Origin of the sequence: Hydrogenophaga pseudoflava NBRC 102511, assembly GCF_001592285.1 — a bacterium.
In the GTDB taxonomy this organism is placed as follows: Bacteria; Pseudomonadota; Gammaproteobacteria; order Burkholderiales; family Burkholderiaceae_C; genus Hydrogenophaga; species Hydrogenophaga pseudoflava.
On the sequence record NZ_BCWQ01000005.1, the window covers coordinates 105,003 to 122,173 of the forward strand.

Genomic DNA, 17,171 nt, shown 5'->3' on the forward strand with positions numbered 1-17,171 from the left:
GCCGCGGGCCTCATCGGAGAACAACATGCGGGTACTGGTTCTGGGCAGCGGTGTCATCGGCACCACCATCGCGTACTACCTGGCGCGCGACGGCCACGAGGTCGAGGTGATCGAGCGCCAGCCCGGCCCGGCGCTGGAAACCAGCTACGCCAACGCGGGCGAGGTCTCGCCCGGCTACTCCGCACCCTGGGCCGGTCCGGGCGTGCCGGTGAAGGCGATCAAGTGGCTGCTGATGCACCACAGCCCGCTGGTGATCAAGCCCATGCTCGACCCGGCCATGTGGCGCTGGGGCCTGCAGATGCTGCGCAACTGCACCGAGGCGCGCTACCAGGTCAACAAGGGCCGCATGGTGCGGCTGGCCGAATACAGCCGCGACTGCCTGAAGGAATTGCGCGCCGACATCGGCATCGAATACGACCACCGCGAACAGGGCACGCTGCAGCTGTTCCGCACCCAGAAGCAGCTCGACGGCACCGGCAAGGACATCGAGATCCTGAAGGAATACGGTGTGCCCTACCAGGTGCTCGACCGCGCCGGCTATCTGAAGTACGAACCGGCACTGGCCGATGTGCAGGAGAAGTTCGTCGGCGCGCTGCGCCTGCCCGGCGACGAGACCGGCGACTGCTTCAAGTTCACCAACACGCTGGCCGAGAAGGCCAAGGCGCTGGGCGTGAAATTCCGCTTTGGCGTGAGCATCGACGCGCTGGAGCGCAACGGCCACCAGATCACCGGCGTGCGCACCAGCGAAGGCCTCAAGACCGCCGACCGCTACGTGCTGGCGCTGGGCAGCTACTCGACCTCCATGCTCGCGCCGCTGGGCATCGACATCCCGGTCTACCCGGTCAAGGGCTTCTCGATCACCGTGCCCATCACCAACGCGGCCAAGGCGCCCGAGTCGACCATCATGGACGAGACCCACAAGGTCGCCGTCACGCGACTGGGCGACCGCATCCGGGTCGGCGGCACGGCGCAGCTCTCGGGCTTTGATCTGGAGCTCAACGAGAGCCGGCGCAAGACGCTGGAGTTCGTGGTCACCGACCTGTTCCCCAAGGGTGGCGACGTGGCCAAGGCCGAGTTCTGGACCGGCCTGCGCCCCATGACGCCGGACGGCACGCCCATCGTCGGCGCATGCAGGTACGACAACCTGCTGCTGTCCACCGGCCACGGCACGCTGGGCTGGACCATGGCCACCGGCACCGGCCGCGTCATGGCCGACCTGATCGCCGGCCGCACGCCGGAGATCAGCATGGAAGGCCTGACCGTCGCGCGCTACGCCTGACCGCCGGCCTCAGGCGGTGGTCTTCCCGCCCGGCAGGGCGGCCTTGTAGACCGAACTCTTCGGCACCGCCATCAGCCGGCGCAGCATGGGCTCGAAGTGGCTCAGCGGCAGCGCCTCCATCGCCGGGTCGAAGGCCGGGTTGTCGTAGCGCTCGACGAACTCGGCCGCGCGCTGGTAGTGCGGGTGGTCCCTGAACATGTCGCGCATGTTGCGGTCCAGCCCGATGTGGTGGAAGAAGTTGTAGCCTTGGAAGATGCCGTGGTGCTGCACCATCCACAGGTTCTCCTCGCTCACGAAAGGCTTGAGGATCGCAGCGGCGATGTCGGGGTGGTTGAACGAGCCCAGCGTGTCGCCGATGTCGTGCAGCAGCGCACACACCACATATTCCTCGTCGCGCCCGTCCCGCTGCGCCAGCGTCGCGGTCTGCAGGCTGTGTGTCAGCCGGTCGACCGGGAAGCCGCCATGGTCGCCATCGAGCAGCCGCAGGTGGTCGAGCACCCGGTCGGGCAGCGTCCTGGCCATCGCCATGGCCTCGGGAAGGATGCAGGCCCAGTCTTCGCGGGTGCTTTCTTCCATGCGTTTGAAGGTGGCGCGGTTCGGCATGTGGGTCTCCAGGCGTTGCGGTCGACAGATCGGGCAGCGGCCATGCTGTCCGATCGCCGCCCGGCTGACAAGGGTGGGCCCGTCGCCTGGCCGACACCCCTGCGGTGACCACCGCCCTCCGTGTCGCCCGGCGCGCGCTCAGCGCAGGTTCATGCAGTTGGCATAGAAGGTGGTGGTGGCCGGCCAGTCGGAGAACACGCCGACCACCCCCACCTCCTTGGCCAGCACGTGCAGCGCCTGCAGCATGTCGCCCTCGGTCTTCACCGCGCTGTCGAAGGTCTGGTGGTACCAGCCGTTGTTGCCGTCGGCCAGGATGCCCGAGCGCTCCAGCGTCCAGGTGATCAGGCCCAGACCCGCGGCCCTGGCGTCCTTCGCGGCCTGCGAGGGGACGATCTTGCCGCCCTCGACCGCCAGCAGCGCGAAGGTGGATGGCGCCCAGAAGTGGATGCCCTGTGACTTGTAGCCCGCCAGGGTCTTGAGGTCGGGCAGGTCCGTGACCGAATTGGCGTCGTCCAGGTACACCGCCTGTTTGCCAAACGAGGCCTCGTTGTTCACCCAGTACAGCACGTCGCCGATGTCGAAGGACTGCGGGAACACGTCGCGCGGCGGCACCTTGGCGGCCTTGTACTCGTCGATCATCTTCTGCGCATAGGCCTGCTGCGTGAAGCCGTCGAACGGCATCGCCACGCTCGGGCTCTTGAGCTCGGGCGTCATCTTCACGCCCAGTTGCTTGAACAGCTCGATCGACTCGGCGTGGGTCATCAGCGTGCCGCTGCTCGGCCCCGAGTAGAGGTCGGTGCGCCAGTTGGCCGTGCCGCCCAGGTACTGCTCGGGCGTGCGCGCCGCCGGGTTGAAGGCGTCCATCTTGCCGCGCAGGGTCTTGAACTCGGCGAGCGTGATGTCGCTGGTGCGGCACTCGGCCTTGGCCGGTGTCACCAACTTGCCGTCGGCGTCGAGCACGGCGGGCACGAAGGGCTGGGTGCACTTGGCGGCCAGCGGCGTGACCAGGATGTTGGTGGTCGTGTGCAGGTCGTTCTGCGCATGGCGGCAGACCAGCGCCTTGTCCTTGGTGAAGGTGACGTCGCATTCCACGATGCCGGCGCCCATGCGCGCGGCCGCCGTGTACGACTCCCGCGTGTGCTCGGGGAACTGCATGGCGGCGCCGCGGTGGCCAATGGAAAAGTCGCGCGGCGTGAAGTCGCCGCGCTTGGCGCAGCGCTGCAGATCGCGCTTGAGCGGACCGTCGGCCATGTCGTCGACCAGGAAGAACGGGCGCGGGCCGAGCTGCACATGCGAAGGCCGCTCGGCGCTGCCATGAGAGGCGTGGCGATGGGCCGCGGCGGGCGACTGGGCCAGCGCCATCGAGGCGGTCAGGCCCAGCAGGGCCAGACCCAGGAGACGGGACAGGAACGACATGGGGATTCCCTCCGGTGGGATGAACGGATGATCGGTGGTGCTGCGGTGCGCCATCAACAGGCGCCCGACCGGCGGATCATCGGGAGGGGGTGTGACGGGGGTGTGACGGGCCACCCCTCTTTCCAGGCGAGGATCGCGCGGCTACCGAAGTCCCATGTCCTTCAGAAATCTGTCGACAGCGGCGGACCACAGGTCACGGCCGACGAAGATGAGCTCATGTCCGTCCGCATTGGGCACAGGCGGCGTCGCAACGAAGACCGCGCCCGGGCTTCCTTCTGCAAACGCCGCGTGCCATTGCTTTGGAACGTCGGCGCCCCAGAACCTGTCGTTTTCCGCATAGAGCCACAAGCCTGGAACGCGCGTTGTCTTGCCATACCGCGAGAACGCGTCACGCACCAACTCCGGGGCGCAGCTTTTACCGGGCGACTGGTCAGGATTGCCCGCAACCCCGCCCGCAAAGTTGATGTAGGCCACGACGCCTTCCGGATCTGTCGCAGCGAGCGCCGCGGTCGCGAGGCCTCCGACCGAGTTACCCGCCAGTACGATCTTTGACCGCACCGCCCACGGCTGCTCCCTCGCCCAGGTGACAGCCGCCTGAGTGGCCGCTGCAGCGACCGTTGCGACACGCGCAGGGTCTGGCGCACCGAGGCATGCCCCGCCAGGCCCCCATCGGTGCCCCGGCACCTCGCGGTCACTGCCGCCCGTCTTGCCGTAGCCCGGTCGCGCAGGCGCCACCACCGCGAAGCCCTGCTCTGTCCAGTAGTTCAGGAACTGGCGCGGAACGACCTCGGTCATGGCGCTCCGCTCTTGCTGAGTTCCGGATCTGCCGTGGGCATACACAAGCACCGGGAACGGCCCATCCCCCGCCGGCTTGAAAACCTCGGTGTGCAGCTCCAGGGTAGAGCCGAAGGTTCCGGCGCCCTTCATCGGCACCTTTGCAATTTGGGCGTCGGGTGGCGCGGCGGTTCCGGCCTGGGCCCAGGCTGGCGCCACACCGACGACAAGGGCCAGGGTGATGGCAGCGGCATCCGCACGGAGCCGTCGTGGAAGCAAGCGTCGCAATACAGGCATGGGGATCTCTGTTGATGTCCTGACACCGATGCATATCGGCCGAACGCCGGAAAACCAAAGCCACGCCCATGAGACAACAGCCCAACCCGACCAGGGTCAAACATTGCGCCCTCTCACAGACGGTCGCACACTGCCGACTTCCGATGGTGCCCTTTCCCCTTCCCTGCGAGGCCCTTCATGACCCCGACTCCCGCACCGTTCTTCTCACGTGCCTTGCTGCAGCTGGCCGCCGCAGCCTTGGGGCTGTTGCTGGCCCTGCCCGCCGCCGCCCACCACGGCTGGGTCTGGGCCGAGGATGTGAATTCCGAACTCACCGGCACCATCGTCGCGGCCAGGCTCGGCAACCCGCACGGCGAGCTGACGCTGGCGGTGGACGGCGCGAACTGGATCGTCGAGGTCGGCCAGCCCTGGCGCAACGAGCGCGCCGGACTCAAGGACGCGATGCTGGTCAAGGGCGTGAAGCTGACCGTCTCGGGCCACAAGCACAGCGACCCGAAAAAGAAGGTCTTCAAGGCCGAGCGCCTGGTGATCGACGGCAAGACCTACGACCTTTACCCGGACCGCAACTGATGCTGGAGCCCCTGGCCGCCGCACTGCAGGCCACTGGCCTGTCGGAGGTGCTGCGCGCTTCGGTCTGGCTCTACCCGCTGGTCAACACCGGTCATGTGGTCGGCATCGCGCTGCTGTTCGGCGCCATCGTGCCGATGGACCTGCGGCTGATCGGAGCGTTCCGGTCTGTACCGCTGGAACCGCTCGCCGCGGCCCTGGTGCCCACGGCCGTTGCCGGACTGCTGCTGGCGCTGGCCACCGGCGCGCTGCTCTTCGCCACGCGCCCGCTCGACTATGTGGTCGAGCCACTGTTCGGCATCAAGCTGGCGCTGCTGGCCGCGGCGGTGCTCAACGCGCTGTGGCTGCGGCTCGATCCGCACTGGCGGCGGCTGGGCGCCGCGGTCGGCGTGCCGCCGCGCCCGGGCTGGCGCTGGCACGGTGCGCTGTCGGCCCTGCTCTGGCTGGGGGTGATCACCGCCGGGCGGTTGATCGGTTACCGGTAGGCGCCGGCCCATCGGCACGAGCGCGCAGCAAGGCCTGCTCACGCTCATTGCCGGCGGATGCCGCCGCTTGCAGGAACGCCGCCCTGGCCTCGTCGTGCCGTCCGAGTTTCTCCAGCAGGTCACCTTGCACCGCGGGCAGCCAGTGGTAGCGCGCCAGCGCCTTGTCCTGCAGCAGGGTCTCGACGATGGCCAGGCCCGCGGCCGGCCCCTCGGCCATGCCCACCGCCACCGCGCGGTTGAGCTCCACCACCGGAGAGGGCGCGACGCGCATCAGTTCGGCGTAGATCGCGGCGATCTGCTTCCAGTCGGTGTCAACGGCGCGCGGCGCACGCGCGTGGCAGGCCGCGATCTGCGCCTGCAGGCGGTAGCGGCCGACCGGCTGACCGAGCGCCTGCGCACGGTCCAGCGCGGTCAGGCCGCGGCGGATCAGCAGCCGGTCCCAGCGCCGGCGGTCCTGGTCGGCCAGCAGGATGGGCTGGCCCTCGCGGTCGGTGCGCGCCGCGGTGCGGGAGGCCTGGATCTCCATCAGCGCGAGCAGGCCCAGCACCTCGGCCTCCTGCGACGCGAGTTCGGCCAGCATGCGCCCCAGGCGCAGGGCCTCGTCACACAGCGCGGGGCGCATCCAGTCGGCGCCGCTGGTGGCGGTGTAGCCCTCGTTGAAGACGAGGTAGACCACTTCGAGCACCGAGGCCAGGCGCTCGCCCAGCAGCTCGGGCGGCGGCAGCTCGAACGGAACGTTGGCATCGGCCAGCGTGCGCTTGGCGCGCACCAGGCGCTGCGCGAGCGTGGCCTCGGGCACCAGGTAGGCGCGGGCGATTTCGGCGGTGGAGAGGCCGCCCAGCAGCTTGAGCGTGAGGGCCACGCGCGCCTCGGGCGGCAGCACCGGGTGGCAGGCGGTGAAGATCAGCCGCAGCAGGTCGTCGCCCAGCACGGCCTCTTCGCGCTGGCGGTCGAGGCTGTCGCTGAAATCAGGCACCACGTGGGCCTCCATCGCTTCGAGGTCGCTGGCGATGTCGCCATGCCGGGCGTCGGCCATCTGGCGGTGGCGCAGGTGGTCGAGCGCGCGGTGGATCGCCGTGGTCATCAGCCAGGCCGCAGGCCGGTCGGGCATGCCATCGAGCGGCCAGCGCTCCAGGGCCGCGACCAGGGCGTCCTGCGCCAGCTCCTCGGCCACGCCCACGTCGCGCACGCGCCGCGCCACGGCCGCCACGATGCGGGCGGACTCGAGGCGCCAGACGGTGGCGATGGTGTCGTGGACCGCGGAGTGCACGCGCGCAGATTACATCTGCGCGGGCGCGGCCGCTTCGTCCATCCAGAACACCTCCCACTGGTGGCCATCGAGGTCGGCGAAACCGTCCTGGAACATGAAGCCGTAGTCCTTGGGCTCCGGTATGCGGGTCGCCCCGGCGGCCACGGCCTTGCGCACCACCTCCTCCACCTCGGCGCGGCTGTCCACCGACAGGGCCAGGATGACTTCGGTGCTCTGGTGGGCGTCGCTGATCGGCTTCTGGACAAAGCCCTGGAAGAAGGGCTTGACCAGCAGCATGGCGTAGAAGTTCTCGCCGATCTCCAGGCAGGCGCCCTGCTCGTTGGTGAAGCGCGGATTGAACGTGAGGCCCAGGGCCTTGAAGAAGGCCTGGGAGCGGGCCATGTCCTGGATGGGCAGGTTGACAAAGATCTGGCGAAACATGGGGGTTCTCCTTCAGGGTTGTGGGGCGATGCCGTCGATGGCTTTCATCTGGTCGAGCGCGGCGCTCGGCGGAAACTCGTCGAGCTCGATCAGCTGGCGCAGCTCGATCACCGCGGGCCTGCCCTTGCCGGCGGGGTTCGGAAAGCGCCGGCTCCACTCCATCGCCTCTTCGCGCGAGCGCACCTGGATCAGGGTGTAGCCGGCGATCAGCTCCTTGGCCTCGGCGAACGGGCCATCCACCACGCGGCGGCCACCGGCTTCGTCGTAGTGGATGCGCCAGCCGGTGCGGCTGGGGTGCAGGCCGCTGCCGTCGAGCAGCACGCCGGCGCGTGCCAGTTCCTCGTGGTAGGCGGCCATCTCGGCCATGAGTTCCTCGGGCGCCTCGGGCATGAGCTCGGCCTCGAACTCGGGGCAGCTTTTGACAATGATCATGAATCGCATGGTGGGTCTCCGGTGGTCAGGTCTTGCAGGCCGGTGGCTCCATGTTCGGCTGGAGCATGCTGTTGTGGTTGCCCTCGGTGTCGCGGAACGCCACGTACTCGCCCACGCCGGGAATGGTCATGGGCTCGCCGATCACCTCGCCGCCCGCGTCGCGCACCCGCTGCATGGCGGCGCGGATGTCGGGCACGCCGATCACCACCGAAGGATGCTGCATCGGCCAGTCGGCGTTGAAGGGAAACAGGCCGCCGTTGATCGAGCCCAGTGCGGCCTCGGGCGGCACAGGCGGGCGGGCGCCGGCCGGCGCGGTGTTGACCAGCATGTAGTCGCCCATCTCCGGACCGAGGAACTGGTGGGTCCAGCCGAAGGCGGCGGCGTAGAAGCGCGCGGCGCGCTCGCGGTCCTTGTAGGGCATTTCAAAGTGCACGACGGCGCACATGGGCACGGTGGTGGTGGTCATGGGACTCTCCTCAGGTGGGGGTTTCACAGATGTTCTTGAGCGCATGCAGCGCCTTGGGCCAGGTCTGGTTCATCCAGTCCTCGTAGCTGCCGAACACGTCGCAGTCGACGCGCAGGCGCGTGCCGCCGGCCTCGTCGGTGAAGCTGTAGTTCTCGAAGCACGGCGCCCAGGCGCGCACCGCCTCGCTGGTGGTGTCTTCCACGCCGTTGCTGATCGTGCCGAGGTGGCGGATGGAGACAAAGTCGGCCGGCCGGTGTTCGGCGATCTCCGCCACCATGCCGTCTCCGTTGGGGCCCAGGAAGCGGATGGGCGTTCCGGCCTCCCAGCTGCCGTCGTAGCGCGAGCCTTCACAGAAGGTCGCGGTCCAGCGCTCGTAGGTGGGCGTGTACAGCATGGTGCGCCAGACGCGTTCGCGCGGCGCGGCGATGTGGATGTCGAAATGCAGGGTGGGCATGGCAGGACTCCTTGGTGGCGACAACACCACGACGAAGCAGCCTGCGCGATTTCGACAGGCCCGATCTACGGGATTACCCGGATCAGGCGTGGCTTTCGTCGAAACAGGGCGCCAGCGCCCGCACCTCCACCGTGCACCACTGCGCGGCCGGGCATTCGTGGGCCAGCGCGATGGCCTGCTCGCGATTCACGTTCTGCAGCAGGAAGAAGCCGCCGATCATTTCCTTGGCCTCGGCGAAGGGCCCGTCCAGGGCCCGGGCCTGCCCGCTGGCGTGGCTCACGCGCACCGCTCCGTCCAGACCCGCCAGCGACTCCACCGCCTTGAGCCGCCCCTCGGCCGCCAGCCGCTCGCCGAATGCGACCATGGCGGCGTAGGCGGCGCGGCCTTCGGCCTCGGTGCGGGTGGCGCGCTGGCCGACGGGTTCGTGGATCAGGAGCATGTAGGACATGGCGGGCCTTTCGGATGTCGGGACGCAGGACCGACGATGCTACACAGACCCGGTGGGCGGCAAACCCCTACCCCCGCAAGGCCCACACGGCCGTGCTGCAATGGTGAGCAGCGCGCAGACAGGAGAACGCCATGCCCAAGACCTTTGAAACATTCAAGAGCGTCGCCCTGGCCGAAGGCTTCGACGAGGTGCTGGAGCGGGTGTGGGCACCGGACACGGTGCTGGAAGAACACACGCACCCCTTCGCGGTGAAGGCCCTGGTGGTGCAGGGCGAGATGTGGCTCACCGTGGGCGGCGAGACCCGGCACCTGGTGCCGGGCGAGTTGTTCGAACTGGAACACGGGGCGCCGCACTCGGAGCGCTACGGCGCCGAAGGCGCGACCTACTGGGTGGCGCGACTGAACTGAAGCCCCCGCGCTCCACCGCTGCGCGGGTCACTGCCCCCCGAGGGCTGATTCGCCTTGGGGCTGCCCGGCGGCGAACCGCCTGATCAGAGCTTCGAGAAGTCCGGCTTGCGGCGTTCCATGAACGCGCCGAAAGCCTCTTTCGCGGCCGGCTCGCCGAGCATGCGGCCGAAGCTCGCGCCCTCTTCGGCCATGGTGGCCATCACCAGCGCGGCGTTGCCCTTCTTCATCAGGCGCTTGGTCTCGACCAGCGAGGCCAGCGGCTTGGCGGCCAGCTTGCGCGCCACCGACTGCGCGTAGCCGGTGACCTCGCTCGGCGGCAGCACGCGGTTGACCAGACCCACGTCCAGCGCGGCCTCGGCCATGAAGGGTTCGCCCAGCAGCAGCGCCTCGGCGGCGCGGTGGTAGCCCAGCATCTGCGGCACCAGCAGGCTGGACGCGGCCTCGGGGCACAGGCCCAGGTTCACGAAGGGCATGGAGAACGCGGCGTTGTCGCCTGCGTAGACCAGGTCGCAGTGGAACAGCAGCGTGGTGCCGATGCCGACGGCCGGGCCACACACCGCGGCCAGCAGCGGCTTGGGAAATTGGGCGATGCCGCGCAGGAAACGGAACACCGGCGAGTCTTCGGTCGCGGGCGGGTTGTTGAGGAAGTCGCCGATGTCGTTGCCGGCGCTGAAGGTGGTTTCGTTGCCCTGGAACACCACCACGCGCACGGCCGGGTCGGCGGCTGCGGCGGCGATCGCGTCGGCCAGCGCGCCGTACATGGCGGCGGTGATGGAGTTCTTCTTGTCGGGGCGGTTGAAGGTCAGCGTGGTGATGCCGGCTTCGGTGTGGACGAGGATGTCGGACATGGTGGGGTGCTCGCTCTGGGGTGGCAAAAAGTCGGCGCAAGGTAACACGAAAGCGCCGCGCGGCGTGGGGTGGCCTGCCCAATCGGCGACAACCCGGCACCACGCTTCTACACTCGGCCGCATCCCGCTGTCCGAGAGCACACCGATGCCCCACATGTCCCCGTTTCCCTGGCTGCGCGCCCTGCTGGCCGCGCTGTGGCTGCTGTCGGCCACTGCCGCGAACGCGCAGACCCCGGCACCGACCGCGCCTCCGCCCGCCGTGCAGAAACCCAAGGTCGCCCTGGTGCTCTCGGGCGGTGGCGCGCGCGGGCTCACGCACGTGGGCGTGCTCAAGGTGCTGGAAGAAATGAAGGTGCCGGTGGACATGATCGTCGGCACCTCGATGGGCGCGATCATCGGCGGCCTGTACGCCGCCGGCATGAGCGCCGACGACCTCGAACGCGAGCTGCTCAAGGTCGACTGGGGCGACATGTTCGAGCGCCGCGTGCCGCGCCAGCTGCTCTCGCAGCGCCGCAAGGAAGAGGACTTCGAGCTCTCGCCGGTGCTGGAGATCGGCTTCCGCGACGGCGAGTTCCGCCTGCCCACGGGCGCGGTGTCGACGCGTTCGCTGGAGCTGCTGCTGCGCCGCTACACGCTGTCCACGCGCCTGCTGGCCACCTTCGACGGGCTGCCCACCCCGTTCCGTGCCGTGGCCACCGACATGGAGACCGGCAAGGCCGTGGTGCTGGACCACGGCGACCTGGCCGCGGCCATGCGCGCGAGCATGTCGGTGCCCGGCGTGTTCGCGCCGCTGGAGATGGACGGCCAGATCCTGGGCGATGGCGGCCTGGTGAACAACCTGCCGGTGGACGTGGCGCGCCGCATGGGCGCGGACGTGATCATCGCGGTCAACATCGGCACGCCGCTGGCCGGGCGCGAGACCCTGGGCAGCCTGCTGGGCATCACCACGCAGATGGTCAACATCCTGACCGAGCAGAACGTGCAGGCCAGCATCGCCACGCTCACGCCCGCCGACCTGCTGATCCAGCCCTCGCTGGGCAAGCTGACCTCGGCCGACTTCGAGAAGGCGCCCGAGCTTGTGAAGATCGGCCTGGACCACGCGCGCAGCGTGGCCGAGGCGCTCAGGCGCTTCTCAGCGGACCCGGCCGGCTACGCGCAGTGGCAGGCCAGCCGCGGCATGAACGCACAGGCCTACGCCGAGCGCATGGGCCAGATCAAGGCGGTGCGCTTCGAGGGCGTGCCCGGGAGCCGGGTCGAGCCGCTGGCGCTGGCGCTGGACACCGCGCCCGGGCAGCGGGTCAACGTGCCGCAGATCGAGGCCGACCTGCAGAAGCTCTCGGCCACGGGCGACTACGACCGCGTCGACTACCGGCTGGAGCGGGTGCGCGACAACACCGACGAGACGCTGGTGATCGGCCTGCGCGAGAACGACTGGGGCCCCAACTACCTGCGCCTGGGCCTGGACCTGCGCACCGACTTCGACGGGCGTGGCGACTTCAACCTGCTGATCGGCCACAACCGCCACTGGTTCAACGACAGCGGCGCCGAATGGCGCAACCGGCTGCAGATCGGCGCCTCGCTGGCCGCCTTCTCGGAGCTCTACCAGCCGCTGGGCCGGGCCAACGACAGCTTCGTCGCGGGCTATGTCGACGCCAGCCTCAAACGGCTGGAGGTCTACGGCGCCGACGGTCAGGCGCTGGGCACCGGCACGCGGCAGGGTCTGAAGCTGGGCGCCGACTACGGCTGGCCGATCGGCCTGCTGGGACGCTACGGCGACCTGCGCCTGGGCGTGCAGCTGGGTCTGCACAAGGCCACGCCCGAGCTGGTCTCGCGCGAGGTCGACGACAGCGAACTCATCGCCACACAGAAATGGCGCGACGTCGGTGTGCGCGCCGCGCTGATCTCCGACCAGCTGGACTACGCCAACTTCCCGTCGTCCGGCTACCGCTTCCAGAGCGAGCTGGCGGCGGGCCGGCGGCGCCTGGTCTCGGGGGGCAATGACGTCTCGTTCAACCGGCTGGAAATGAACGGCAGCACGGTGCACTCCTGGGGCGCACACACGCTGAACGTCGGCGCCCGCTTCGCCCGCGCCACGCGGGTGCCGGTGGGCGCCATCGACGAGTTCTCTCTGGGTGGCTTCCAGCAGCTCTCGGGCTACCGCGTGGGCCAGGTCGCGGGCAACTACCTGCTGTTCGGCCGCCTCACCTATTACCAACGCCTGCCCTGGAACGTGGGCGTGGCGCGCGCGCTGTTTGCGGGCGGTTCACTGGAGGCCGGCAACGCCTGGGCCAGCCGGCGCGACATCAGCATCCACGGCCTGCGCTGGGGCACCAGCCTGTTCATCGGCGCGGACACGGGCATGGGTCCGCTGTACCTGAGCGTGGTGAGCGCGCCCAAAGGCTACACGGGGCTGTACCTGTTCCTGGGCCGCCCCTGAACAGAACGCACCCCACGCCCCTCCGCTACTCCTTGTAGTAGACGACCTGGTGGCTGGAGCACAGCAGGTGCCCGACCTCGCTCCAGAGCAGCGCCGTCTGGTCGAAGAAACCGTTGCGGAAGGCCTGCGCGCGGGCCTGGCCCAGCACCCAGCCGTGGCCGACCTCGGCCAGCTGAGCCGCGCCGGCGTGAAAGTACACCGTCATCGACACCGTGCCGGCCGGCACATAGGTCGCACGGCGCAGCCAGATGCGCGGGAAAAACACATCGGCCAGCGCGGCCAGGCCGCACAGGTCCAACGCACGCGGCACGGCCTCGCGCATCCACAGGCGCGAGCGGCTGTCGCTGCCAGTGCCGTCCCAGGTGCGCGGGATGGCGCCCTCGATGGGTCGCATCTCGTAGCGCCGGATCCATTCCACCGGCGAGGGCACGGTATAGGGCTTGACCTCGTCGGGCCTGCGCACCGCGGGCATGGGCTCGTCGTCCACGCTCCAGGTCTCGCGCCGGGCCGCGGTGACCACCGTCGCGGTGGCCACGGTCTCGGCCTCGCCCGAAGCACCGGCCTGGGTGACCAACACCACCCAGTGCTGGGTGGAGCGGTTGGTGCGCACCGGCTGAGCTGAGACCTCGAATGCCCCGTCGGCCAGCGCCGCGCAGTAGTTCACCGTCAGCGACAGCGGCTCGCCCAGCAGGGACGGGTGCAACATCACGGCGTTGAGCATCGTCGCGGCCGTGATGCCACCGAACGGCCCCACCATGTTGGCGTAGGCGGGTGAGGTGGCGCCGGTGTAGAGCCCGTTACCCGTGGAGGTCAGCGCAATCGCTTGATCAAATACGTGAGCGCTCATACAGACGTGTCTCCTTCAAGGGCACCGCGGAACCGGCTTTGCCGGGTCGCCAGTGCCGCCCCCCTCTGGGGGGTGACGCGAAGCGGCGCGGGGGGCGCGTGGTCACACGCGTTCAAATACTCCGGCGGCGCCCTGCCCCATGCCCACGCACATCGTCACCATGCCGTACTTCTTGTTGTGTCGCTTGAGCGCGTGCACCACGGTGGCGGAACGGATGGCACCGGTCGCGCCCAGCGGGTGGCCCAGCGCGATGGCGCCGCCCATGGGGTTGACCTTGGCCGGGTCCAGGCCCAGTGTGTTCATCACGGCCAGCGACTGCGCAGCGAAGGCTTCGTTGAGTTCGAACCAGTCGATGTCGTCCTGCTTCAGGCCGGCGTACTTCAGCGCAGCGGGGATCGCCTCGACCGGGCCGATGCCCATGATGTGCGGCGGCACACCGCGGCTGGCGTAGCTGACAAAGCGCGCCAGCGGCGTGAGGTTGTAGCGCTTGAGAGCGGCCTCACTCACCAGGATCAGCGCGCCCGCGCCATCGCTGGTCTGCGAGCTGTTGCCGGCGGTGACGGAGCCACGCGCGGCGAACACGGTGCGCAGCTTGGCCAGGCCTTCGAGCGAGGTATCGGGGCGCGCACCTTCATCCAGGCTCACCACACGTTCGGTGACCGACACCTCGGCCGACTCGAGGTCCACGCTGCGCTCCTGCACCGTCACCGGGGTGATCTCGTCCGTGAACTCGCCGTTGTTCATGGCGATCACGGCGCGCTGGTGCGACTGCACGGCGAAGGCATCCTGCGCGTCGCGGCTCACCTTCCACTGCTGCGCCACCTTCTCGGCCGTCAGGCCCATGCCGTAGGCGATGCCGTAGCTCTCGATGTCGTCGGTGTTGCGGAAGATGGTCGGCGAGAGGCTGGGGCTGTTGCCCATCATGGGCACCATGCTCATGCTCTCGGTGCCGGCGGCGATCATCACGTCGGCTTCACCGACGCGGATGCGGTCGGCCGCCATGGCCACGGCCGACAGGCCGGAGGCGCAGAAGCGGTTGACCGTGATGCCGCCCACCGAGTTGGGCAGGCCGGCCAGGATGGCGCCGATGCGCGCCACGTTCAGGCCCTGCTGGGCTTCGGGGATCGCGCAACCGGCGATCACGTCTTCCACCGCCTTCGGGTCCAGGCTGGGCACCTGGGCCATGGCGGCGCGCAGCGCGTGGGCCAGCAGGTCGTCCGGCCGCAGGTGCTTGAAGGAGCCCTTGTGTGAACGGCCGATGGGCGTACGGGTGGCGGCGACGATGTAGGCGTCTTGAACTTGTTTCATGTCGCTTCCTCAGTTGCGGACGGGCTTGCCGGTGTTGAGCATGCCCAGAATGCGCTCTTGCGTTTTTGGGTGGACGATCAGCGAGCAGAAGGCCTGGCGCTCCAGCGTCATCAGGTATTCCTCGCTCACCAGCGTGCCGGCTTCGACGTCGCCGCCGGTGACCACGTTCGCAATCAGCGAGGCGATGTGGAAGTCGTGCTGGCTGATGAAGCCGCCGTCGCGCATGTTGACCAGGCTGCCCAGGATGGTGGCCTTGCCGTCGCGGCCGGCGACCGGGAACAGGCGCTTGTGCGGCGCGCGATAGCCGCCCGCGAACAGGGCCTTGGCTTCGTTGATGGCGACAAACAGCAGCTCGTCCTTGTGGGGCACGATCAGGTCGGAGTGCAGCACGTAGCCGAGCTTGCGCGACTCGATGGCGCTGGTGCCGACCTTGGCCATGGCCGCGGCAGTGAAGCCTTCGGTCAGGAAGGGCAGCAGATCTTTGCCCGTCGAGGTCTCGGCGTTCTCGGCCGCACGGCGTGCGATGTAGGTCAGGCCGCCGGCGCCCGGCACCAGGCCCACGCCCACCTCGACCAGACCGACGTAGCTTTCCATGTGCAGCACGCGGCGCGCGCTGTGCACCGCCAGTTCGCATCCTCCCCCCAGGGCCAGGCCGCGCACGGCGCTGACCACCGGCACGTTGGCGTAGCGCAGGCGCAGCATCATCTGCTGCATGAAGCCTTCGGCGTCTTCGATGGCGGCCACGCCCACGGCCATGAAGGCGGGCAGCATGGCCTGCAGGTCGGCGCCAGCGCTGAAGGGCTCGTCACCCGACCAGATCACCAGGCCCTGGTATTCCTGTTCGGCCAGGTCGATGGCGGCCATCAGGCCTTCGCACACCTCGGGACTGATGGCGTGCATCTTGGTCTTGATGCTGGCGATCAGCACCTCGCCGTCCAGCGTCCAGACGCGGATCGAATCATTTTCTTCGATGGTGGTGCCGGCCGTCTCGAACTTCGGCCCGGCTTCGCCCAGCAGCAGCTCGGGGAAGTGCTGACGCTCATACACCGGCAGGCTGCGGCGGGCTTCGAAAACGCCCCTGGACGGGTTCCACGACCCCTGGGCGGTGTGCACGCCACCGGCCTCGGCCACGGGGCCTTTGAAGACCCAGTCGGGCAGCGGCGTCTTGCACAGTGCCTTGCCGGCGTCGATGTCCTCCTGGACCATCTTCGCGACTTCGAGCCAGCCGGCTTCCTGCCACAGCTCGAAGGGGCCCTGCTTCATGCCGAAGCCCCAGCGCATGGCCTGGTCCACGTCGCGTGCGGTCTCGGCAATGGCCGCCAGGTGCACGGCGGCGTAGTGGAAGCCGTTGCGCAGGATGGCCCAGAGGAACTGGCCCTGCGGTCCTTCGGCATTGCGCAGCAGCTTCAGGCGCTCGGCGGCCGGGCGCTTGAGCATGCGGCCATACACCTCGTCGGCCTTCTCGCCGGCGGGCACGTAGTCCTCGCTGTCCAGGTCGAAGCGCAGGATGTCGCGGCCCACCTTCTTGAAGAAGCCGGCCTTGGCCTTCTGGCCCAGGTTGCCGAGCTCAATCAGCTTGGCCAGCACGGGCGGCGTGCCGAAGCTGCCGTAGAACGGGTCGGTCTGCTCGTTCAGGTTGTCCTGCAGCGTCTTGATGACGTGCGCCATGGTGTCCAGGCCCACCACGTCGGCGGTGCGGAAGGTGCCGCTGCTGGCGCGCCCCAGGCGCTTGCCGGTCAGGTCGTCGACCACGTCATACGTCAGGCCGAAGTTCTCCACCTCTTTCATCGTCGCCAGCATGCCGGCGATGCCGATGCGGTTGGCCACGAAGTTGGGTGTGTCCTTGGCGCGCACCACACCCTTGCCCAGACCGCTGGTGACGAAGGCTTCGAGGTCGTCGAGAATCTTCGCTTCGGTGGTCGGGGTGTTGATCAGTTCCACCAGCGTCATGTAGCGCGGAGGGTTGAAGAAGTGGATGCCGCAGAAGCGCGGCTTGATCGCCTCGGGCAGGCCTTCGCTCAGTTTCGTGATCGACAGGCCCGAGGTGTTGGAAGCGACGATGGCGTGTTCGGCGACGAAGGGCGCGATCTTCTTGTACAGATCGAGCTTCCAGTCCATGCGCTCGGCGATCGCCTCGATGATGAGGTCGCAGCCACGCAGCTGCTCCATGTGCTCCTCGTAGTTGGCCTGGCCGATCAGGTCGGCGTCCGCGGCCACGCCCAGCGGCGAGGGCTTGAGCTTCTTGAGGTTCTCGATGGCGCGCGTGACGATGCCGTTCTTGGCGCCCTCCTTGGCCGGCAGGTCGAACAGGACGACCGGCACTTTGACGTTGACCAGGTGCGCCGCAATCTGCGCGCCCATCACGCCCGCGCCGAGTACGGCGACTTTTTTCACTTGGAATCGTTTCATGTTG

Annotated in this window: 18 protein-coding genes; 5 read left to right on the forward strand and 13 right to left on the reverse strand. The window is 68.7% G+C overall.

Annotated elements, in window-relative coordinates:
* Positions 1-25: 25 nt before the first annotated feature.
* Positions 26-1,279: a D-amino acid dehydrogenase gene (locus tag HPS01S_RS08100; protein WP_066154037.1), complete on the forward strand. Its 1,254-nt coding sequence runs from the start codon at positions 26-28 to the stop codon at positions 1,277-1,279.
* A gap of 9 nt (positions 1,280-1,288) precedes the next feature.
* Here HPS01S_RS08100 and HPS01S_RS08105 read toward each other — a convergent pair whose 3' ends face one another.
* From HPS01S_RS08105 to HPS01S_RS08115, 3 genes are all read right to left on the reverse strand, one after another.
* On the reverse strand, positions 1,289-1,882 hold the full coding sequence (locus HPS01S_RS08105) for an HD domain-containing protein (RefSeq protein WP_066153706.1): 594 nt from the start codon (positions 1,880-1,882) through the stop codon (positions 1,289-1,291).
* A gap of 138 nt (positions 1,883-2,020) precedes the next feature.
* Positions 2,021-3,298, reverse strand: a complete 1,278-nt coding sequence (locus HPS01S_RS08110) for a glycerophosphodiester phosphodiesterase family protein (protein WP_066154040.1) — start codon at positions 3,296-3,298, stop codon at positions 2,021-2,023.
* Between the two features lie 141 nt (positions 3,299-3,439).
* Entirely contained in the window at positions 3,440-4,369 is a 930-nt protein-coding gene (locus tag HPS01S_RS08115; protein WP_127804709.1) for an alpha/beta hydrolase family protein, read from the reverse strand.
* 177 nt (positions 4,370-4,546) lie between these two features.
* Here HPS01S_RS08115 and HPS01S_RS08120 point away from each other — a divergent pair, with 177 nt between their 5' ends.
* Both HPS01S_RS08120 and HPS01S_RS08125 read left to right on the forward strand, forming a co-directional pair.
* Complete coding sequence (locus HPS01S_RS08120; RefSeq protein ID WP_066153716.1) at positions 4,547-4,939, forward strand: DUF6152 family protein; 393 nt, start codon at positions 4,547-4,549, stop codon at positions 4,937-4,939.
* Complete coding sequence (locus tag HPS01S_RS08125; RefSeq protein ID WP_255284183.1) at positions 4,939-5,421, forward strand: hypothetical protein; 483 nt, start codon at positions 4,939-4,941, stop codon at positions 5,419-5,421. The genes HPS01S_RS08120 and HPS01S_RS08125 overlap by 1 nt, the downstream gene beginning before the upstream one ends.
* Here the strand turns inward: HPS01S_RS08125 and HPS01S_RS08130 are convergent.
* From HPS01S_RS08130 to HPS01S_RS08155, 6 genes are all read right to left on the reverse strand, one after another.
* Positions 5,390-6,691: an RNA polymerase sigma factor gene (locus HPS01S_RS08130; protein ID WP_066153719.1), complete on the reverse strand. Its 1,302-nt coding sequence runs from the start codon at positions 6,689-6,691 to the stop codon at positions 5,390-5,392. The two genes, HPS01S_RS08125 and HPS01S_RS08130, sit on opposite strands and share 32 nt — an antisense overlap.
* Positions 6,692-6,700: 9 nt before the next feature.
* Positions 6,701-7,111: a VOC family protein gene (locus HPS01S_RS08135; RefSeq protein ID WP_066153723.1), complete on the reverse strand. Its 411-nt coding sequence runs from the start codon at positions 7,109-7,111 to the stop codon at positions 6,701-6,703.
* Between the two features lie 12 nt (positions 7,112-7,123).
* Complete coding sequence (locus HPS01S_RS08140; RefSeq protein WP_066153726.1) at positions 7,124-7,552, reverse strand: YciI family protein; 429 nt, start codon at positions 7,550-7,552, stop codon at positions 7,124-7,126.
* A gap of 16 nt (positions 7,553-7,568) precedes the next feature.
* Positions 7,569-8,009 carry a VOC family protein gene (locus tag HPS01S_RS08145; RefSeq protein ID WP_218016592.1) on the reverse strand — a complete coding sequence of 147 codons (441 nt, stop codon included), beginning with the start codon at positions 8,007-8,009 and terminating at the stop codon, positions 7,569-7,571.
* Positions 8,010-8,019: 10 nt separating this feature from the next.
* Positions 8,020-8,463 carry an SRPBCC family protein gene (locus HPS01S_RS08150; protein ID WP_066153730.1) on the reverse strand — a complete coding sequence of 148 codons (444 nt, stop codon included), beginning with the start codon at positions 8,461-8,463 and terminating at the stop codon, positions 8,020-8,022.
* An 82-nt stretch (positions 8,464-8,545) separates the two neighbouring features.
* Positions 8,546-8,911: a YciI family protein gene (locus HPS01S_RS08155; protein WP_066153732.1), complete on the reverse strand. Its 366-nt coding sequence runs from the start codon at positions 8,909-8,911 to the stop codon at positions 8,546-8,548.
* 131 nt (positions 8,912-9,042) lie between these two features.
* Here HPS01S_RS08155 and HPS01S_RS08160 point away from each other — a divergent pair, with 131 nt between their 5' ends.
* Positions 9,043-9,318: a cupin domain-containing protein gene (locus HPS01S_RS08160; protein WP_066153735.1), complete on the forward strand. Its 276-nt coding sequence runs from the start codon at positions 9,043-9,045 to the stop codon at positions 9,316-9,318.
* 83 nt (positions 9,319-9,401) lie between these two features.
* Here HPS01S_RS08160 and HPS01S_RS08165 read toward each other — a convergent pair whose 3' ends face one another.
* Entirely contained in the window at positions 9,402-10,166 is a 765-nt protein-coding gene (locus HPS01S_RS08165) for an enoyl-CoA hydratase (RefSeq protein WP_066153738.1), read from the reverse strand.
* Between the two features lie 154 nt (positions 10,167-10,320).
* On the opposite strand from HPS01S_RS08165, the gene HPS01S_RS08170 reads away from it, so the two are divergent.
* The gene (locus tag HPS01S_RS08170) at positions 10,321-12,603 is read left to right on the forward strand and encodes a patatin-like phospholipase family protein (protein WP_066154049.1); all 2,283 of its coding nucleotides are present in this window, start codon (positions 10,321-10,323) and stop codon (positions 12,601-12,603) included.
* A gap of 25 nt (positions 12,604-12,628) precedes the next feature.
* Here HPS01S_RS08170 and HPS01S_RS08175 read toward each other — a convergent pair whose 3' ends face one another.
* From HPS01S_RS08175 to HPS01S_RS08185, 3 genes are all read right to left on the reverse strand, one after another.
* Complete coding sequence (locus HPS01S_RS08175; RefSeq protein ID WP_066153739.1) at positions 12,629-13,450, reverse strand: acyl-CoA thioesterase; 822 nt, start codon at positions 13,448-13,450, stop codon at positions 12,629-12,631.
* Positions 13,451-13,552: 102 nt separating this feature from the next.
* Positions 13,553-14,758: an acetyl-CoA C-acyltransferase gene (locus tag HPS01S_RS08180; protein ID WP_066153741.1), complete on the reverse strand. Its 1,206-nt coding sequence runs from the start codon at positions 14,756-14,758 to the stop codon at positions 13,553-13,555.
* Positions 14,759-14,767: 9 nt separating this feature from the next.
* Positions 14,768-17,167 (reverse strand): 3-hydroxyacyl-CoA dehydrogenase/enoyl-CoA hydratase family protein, encoded by a 2,400-nt coding sequence (locus HPS01S_RS08185; protein WP_066153743.1) that lies wholly within the window; start codon positions 17,165-17,167, stop codon positions 14,768-14,770.
* Between the last annotated feature and the right edge of the window lie 4 nt (positions 17,168-17,171).

Excerpts from the sequence above, each read along its gene's own strand:
- HPS01S_RS08100 (WP_066154037.1), top strand. The coding sequence starts at position 26 with ATGCGGGTACTGGTTCTGGGCAGCGGTGTCATCGGCACCACCATCGCG.
- HPS01S_RS08105 (WP_066153706.1), bottom strand. The coding sequence starts at position 1,882 with ATGCCGAACCGCGCCACCTTCAAACGCATGGAAGAAAGCACCCGCGAA.
- HPS01S_RS08110 (WP_066154040.1), bottom strand. The coding sequence starts at position 3,298 with ATGTCGTTCCTGTCCCGTCTCCTGGGTCTGGCCCTGCTGGGCCTGACC.
- HPS01S_RS08115 (WP_127804709.1), bottom strand. The coding sequence starts at position 4,369 with ATGCCTGTATTGCGACGCTTGCTTCCACGACGGCTCCGTGCGGATGCC.
- HPS01S_RS08120 (WP_066153716.1), top strand. The coding sequence starts at position 4,547 with ATGACCCCGACTCCCGCACCGTTCTTCTCACGTGCCTTGCTGCAGCTG.
- HPS01S_RS08125 (WP_255284183.1), top strand. The coding sequence starts at position 4,939 with ATGCTGGAGCCCCTGGCCGCCGCACTGCAGGCCACTGGCCTGTCGGAG.
- HPS01S_RS08135 (WP_066153723.1), bottom strand. The coding sequence starts at position 7,111 with ATGTTTCGCCAGATCTTTGTCAACCTGCCCATCCAGGACATGGCCCGC.
- HPS01S_RS08140 (WP_066153726.1), bottom strand. The coding sequence starts at position 7,552 with ATGCGATTCATGATCATTGTCAAAAGCTGCCCCGAGTTCGAGGCCGAG.
- HPS01S_RS08145 (WP_218016592.1), bottom strand. The coding sequence starts at position 8,009 with ATGACCACCACCACCGTGCCCATGTGCGCCGTCGTGCACTTTGAAATG.
- HPS01S_RS08150 (WP_066153730.1), bottom strand. The coding sequence starts at position 8,463 with ATGCCCACCCTGCATTTCGACATCCACATCGCCGCGCCGCGCGAACGC.
- HPS01S_RS08155 (WP_066153732.1), bottom strand. The coding sequence starts at position 8,911 with ATGTCCTACATGCTCCTGATCCACGAACCCGTCGGCCAGCGCGCCACC.
- HPS01S_RS08160 (WP_066153735.1), top strand. The coding sequence starts at position 9,043 with ATGCCCAAGACCTTTGAAACATTCAAGAGCGTCGCCCTGGCCGAAGGC.
- HPS01S_RS08165 (WP_066153738.1), bottom strand. The coding sequence starts at position 10,166 with ATGTCCGACATCCTCGTCCACACCGAAGCCGGCATCACCACGCTGACC.
- HPS01S_RS08170 (WP_066154049.1), top strand. The coding sequence starts at position 10,321 with ATGTCCCCGTTTCCCTGGCTGCGCGCCCTGCTGGCCGCGCTGTGGCTG.
- HPS01S_RS08175 (WP_066153739.1), bottom strand. The coding sequence starts at position 13,450 with ATGAGCGCTCACGTATTTGATCAAGCGATTGCGCTGACCTCCACGGGT.
- HPS01S_RS08180 (WP_066153741.1), bottom strand. The coding sequence starts at position 14,758 with ATGAAACAAGTTCAAGACGCCTACATCGTCGCCGCCACCCGTACGCCC.
- HPS01S_RS08185 (WP_066153743.1), bottom strand. The coding sequence starts at position 17,167 with ATGAAACGATTCCAAGTGAAAAAAGTCGCCGTACTCGGCGCGGGCGTG.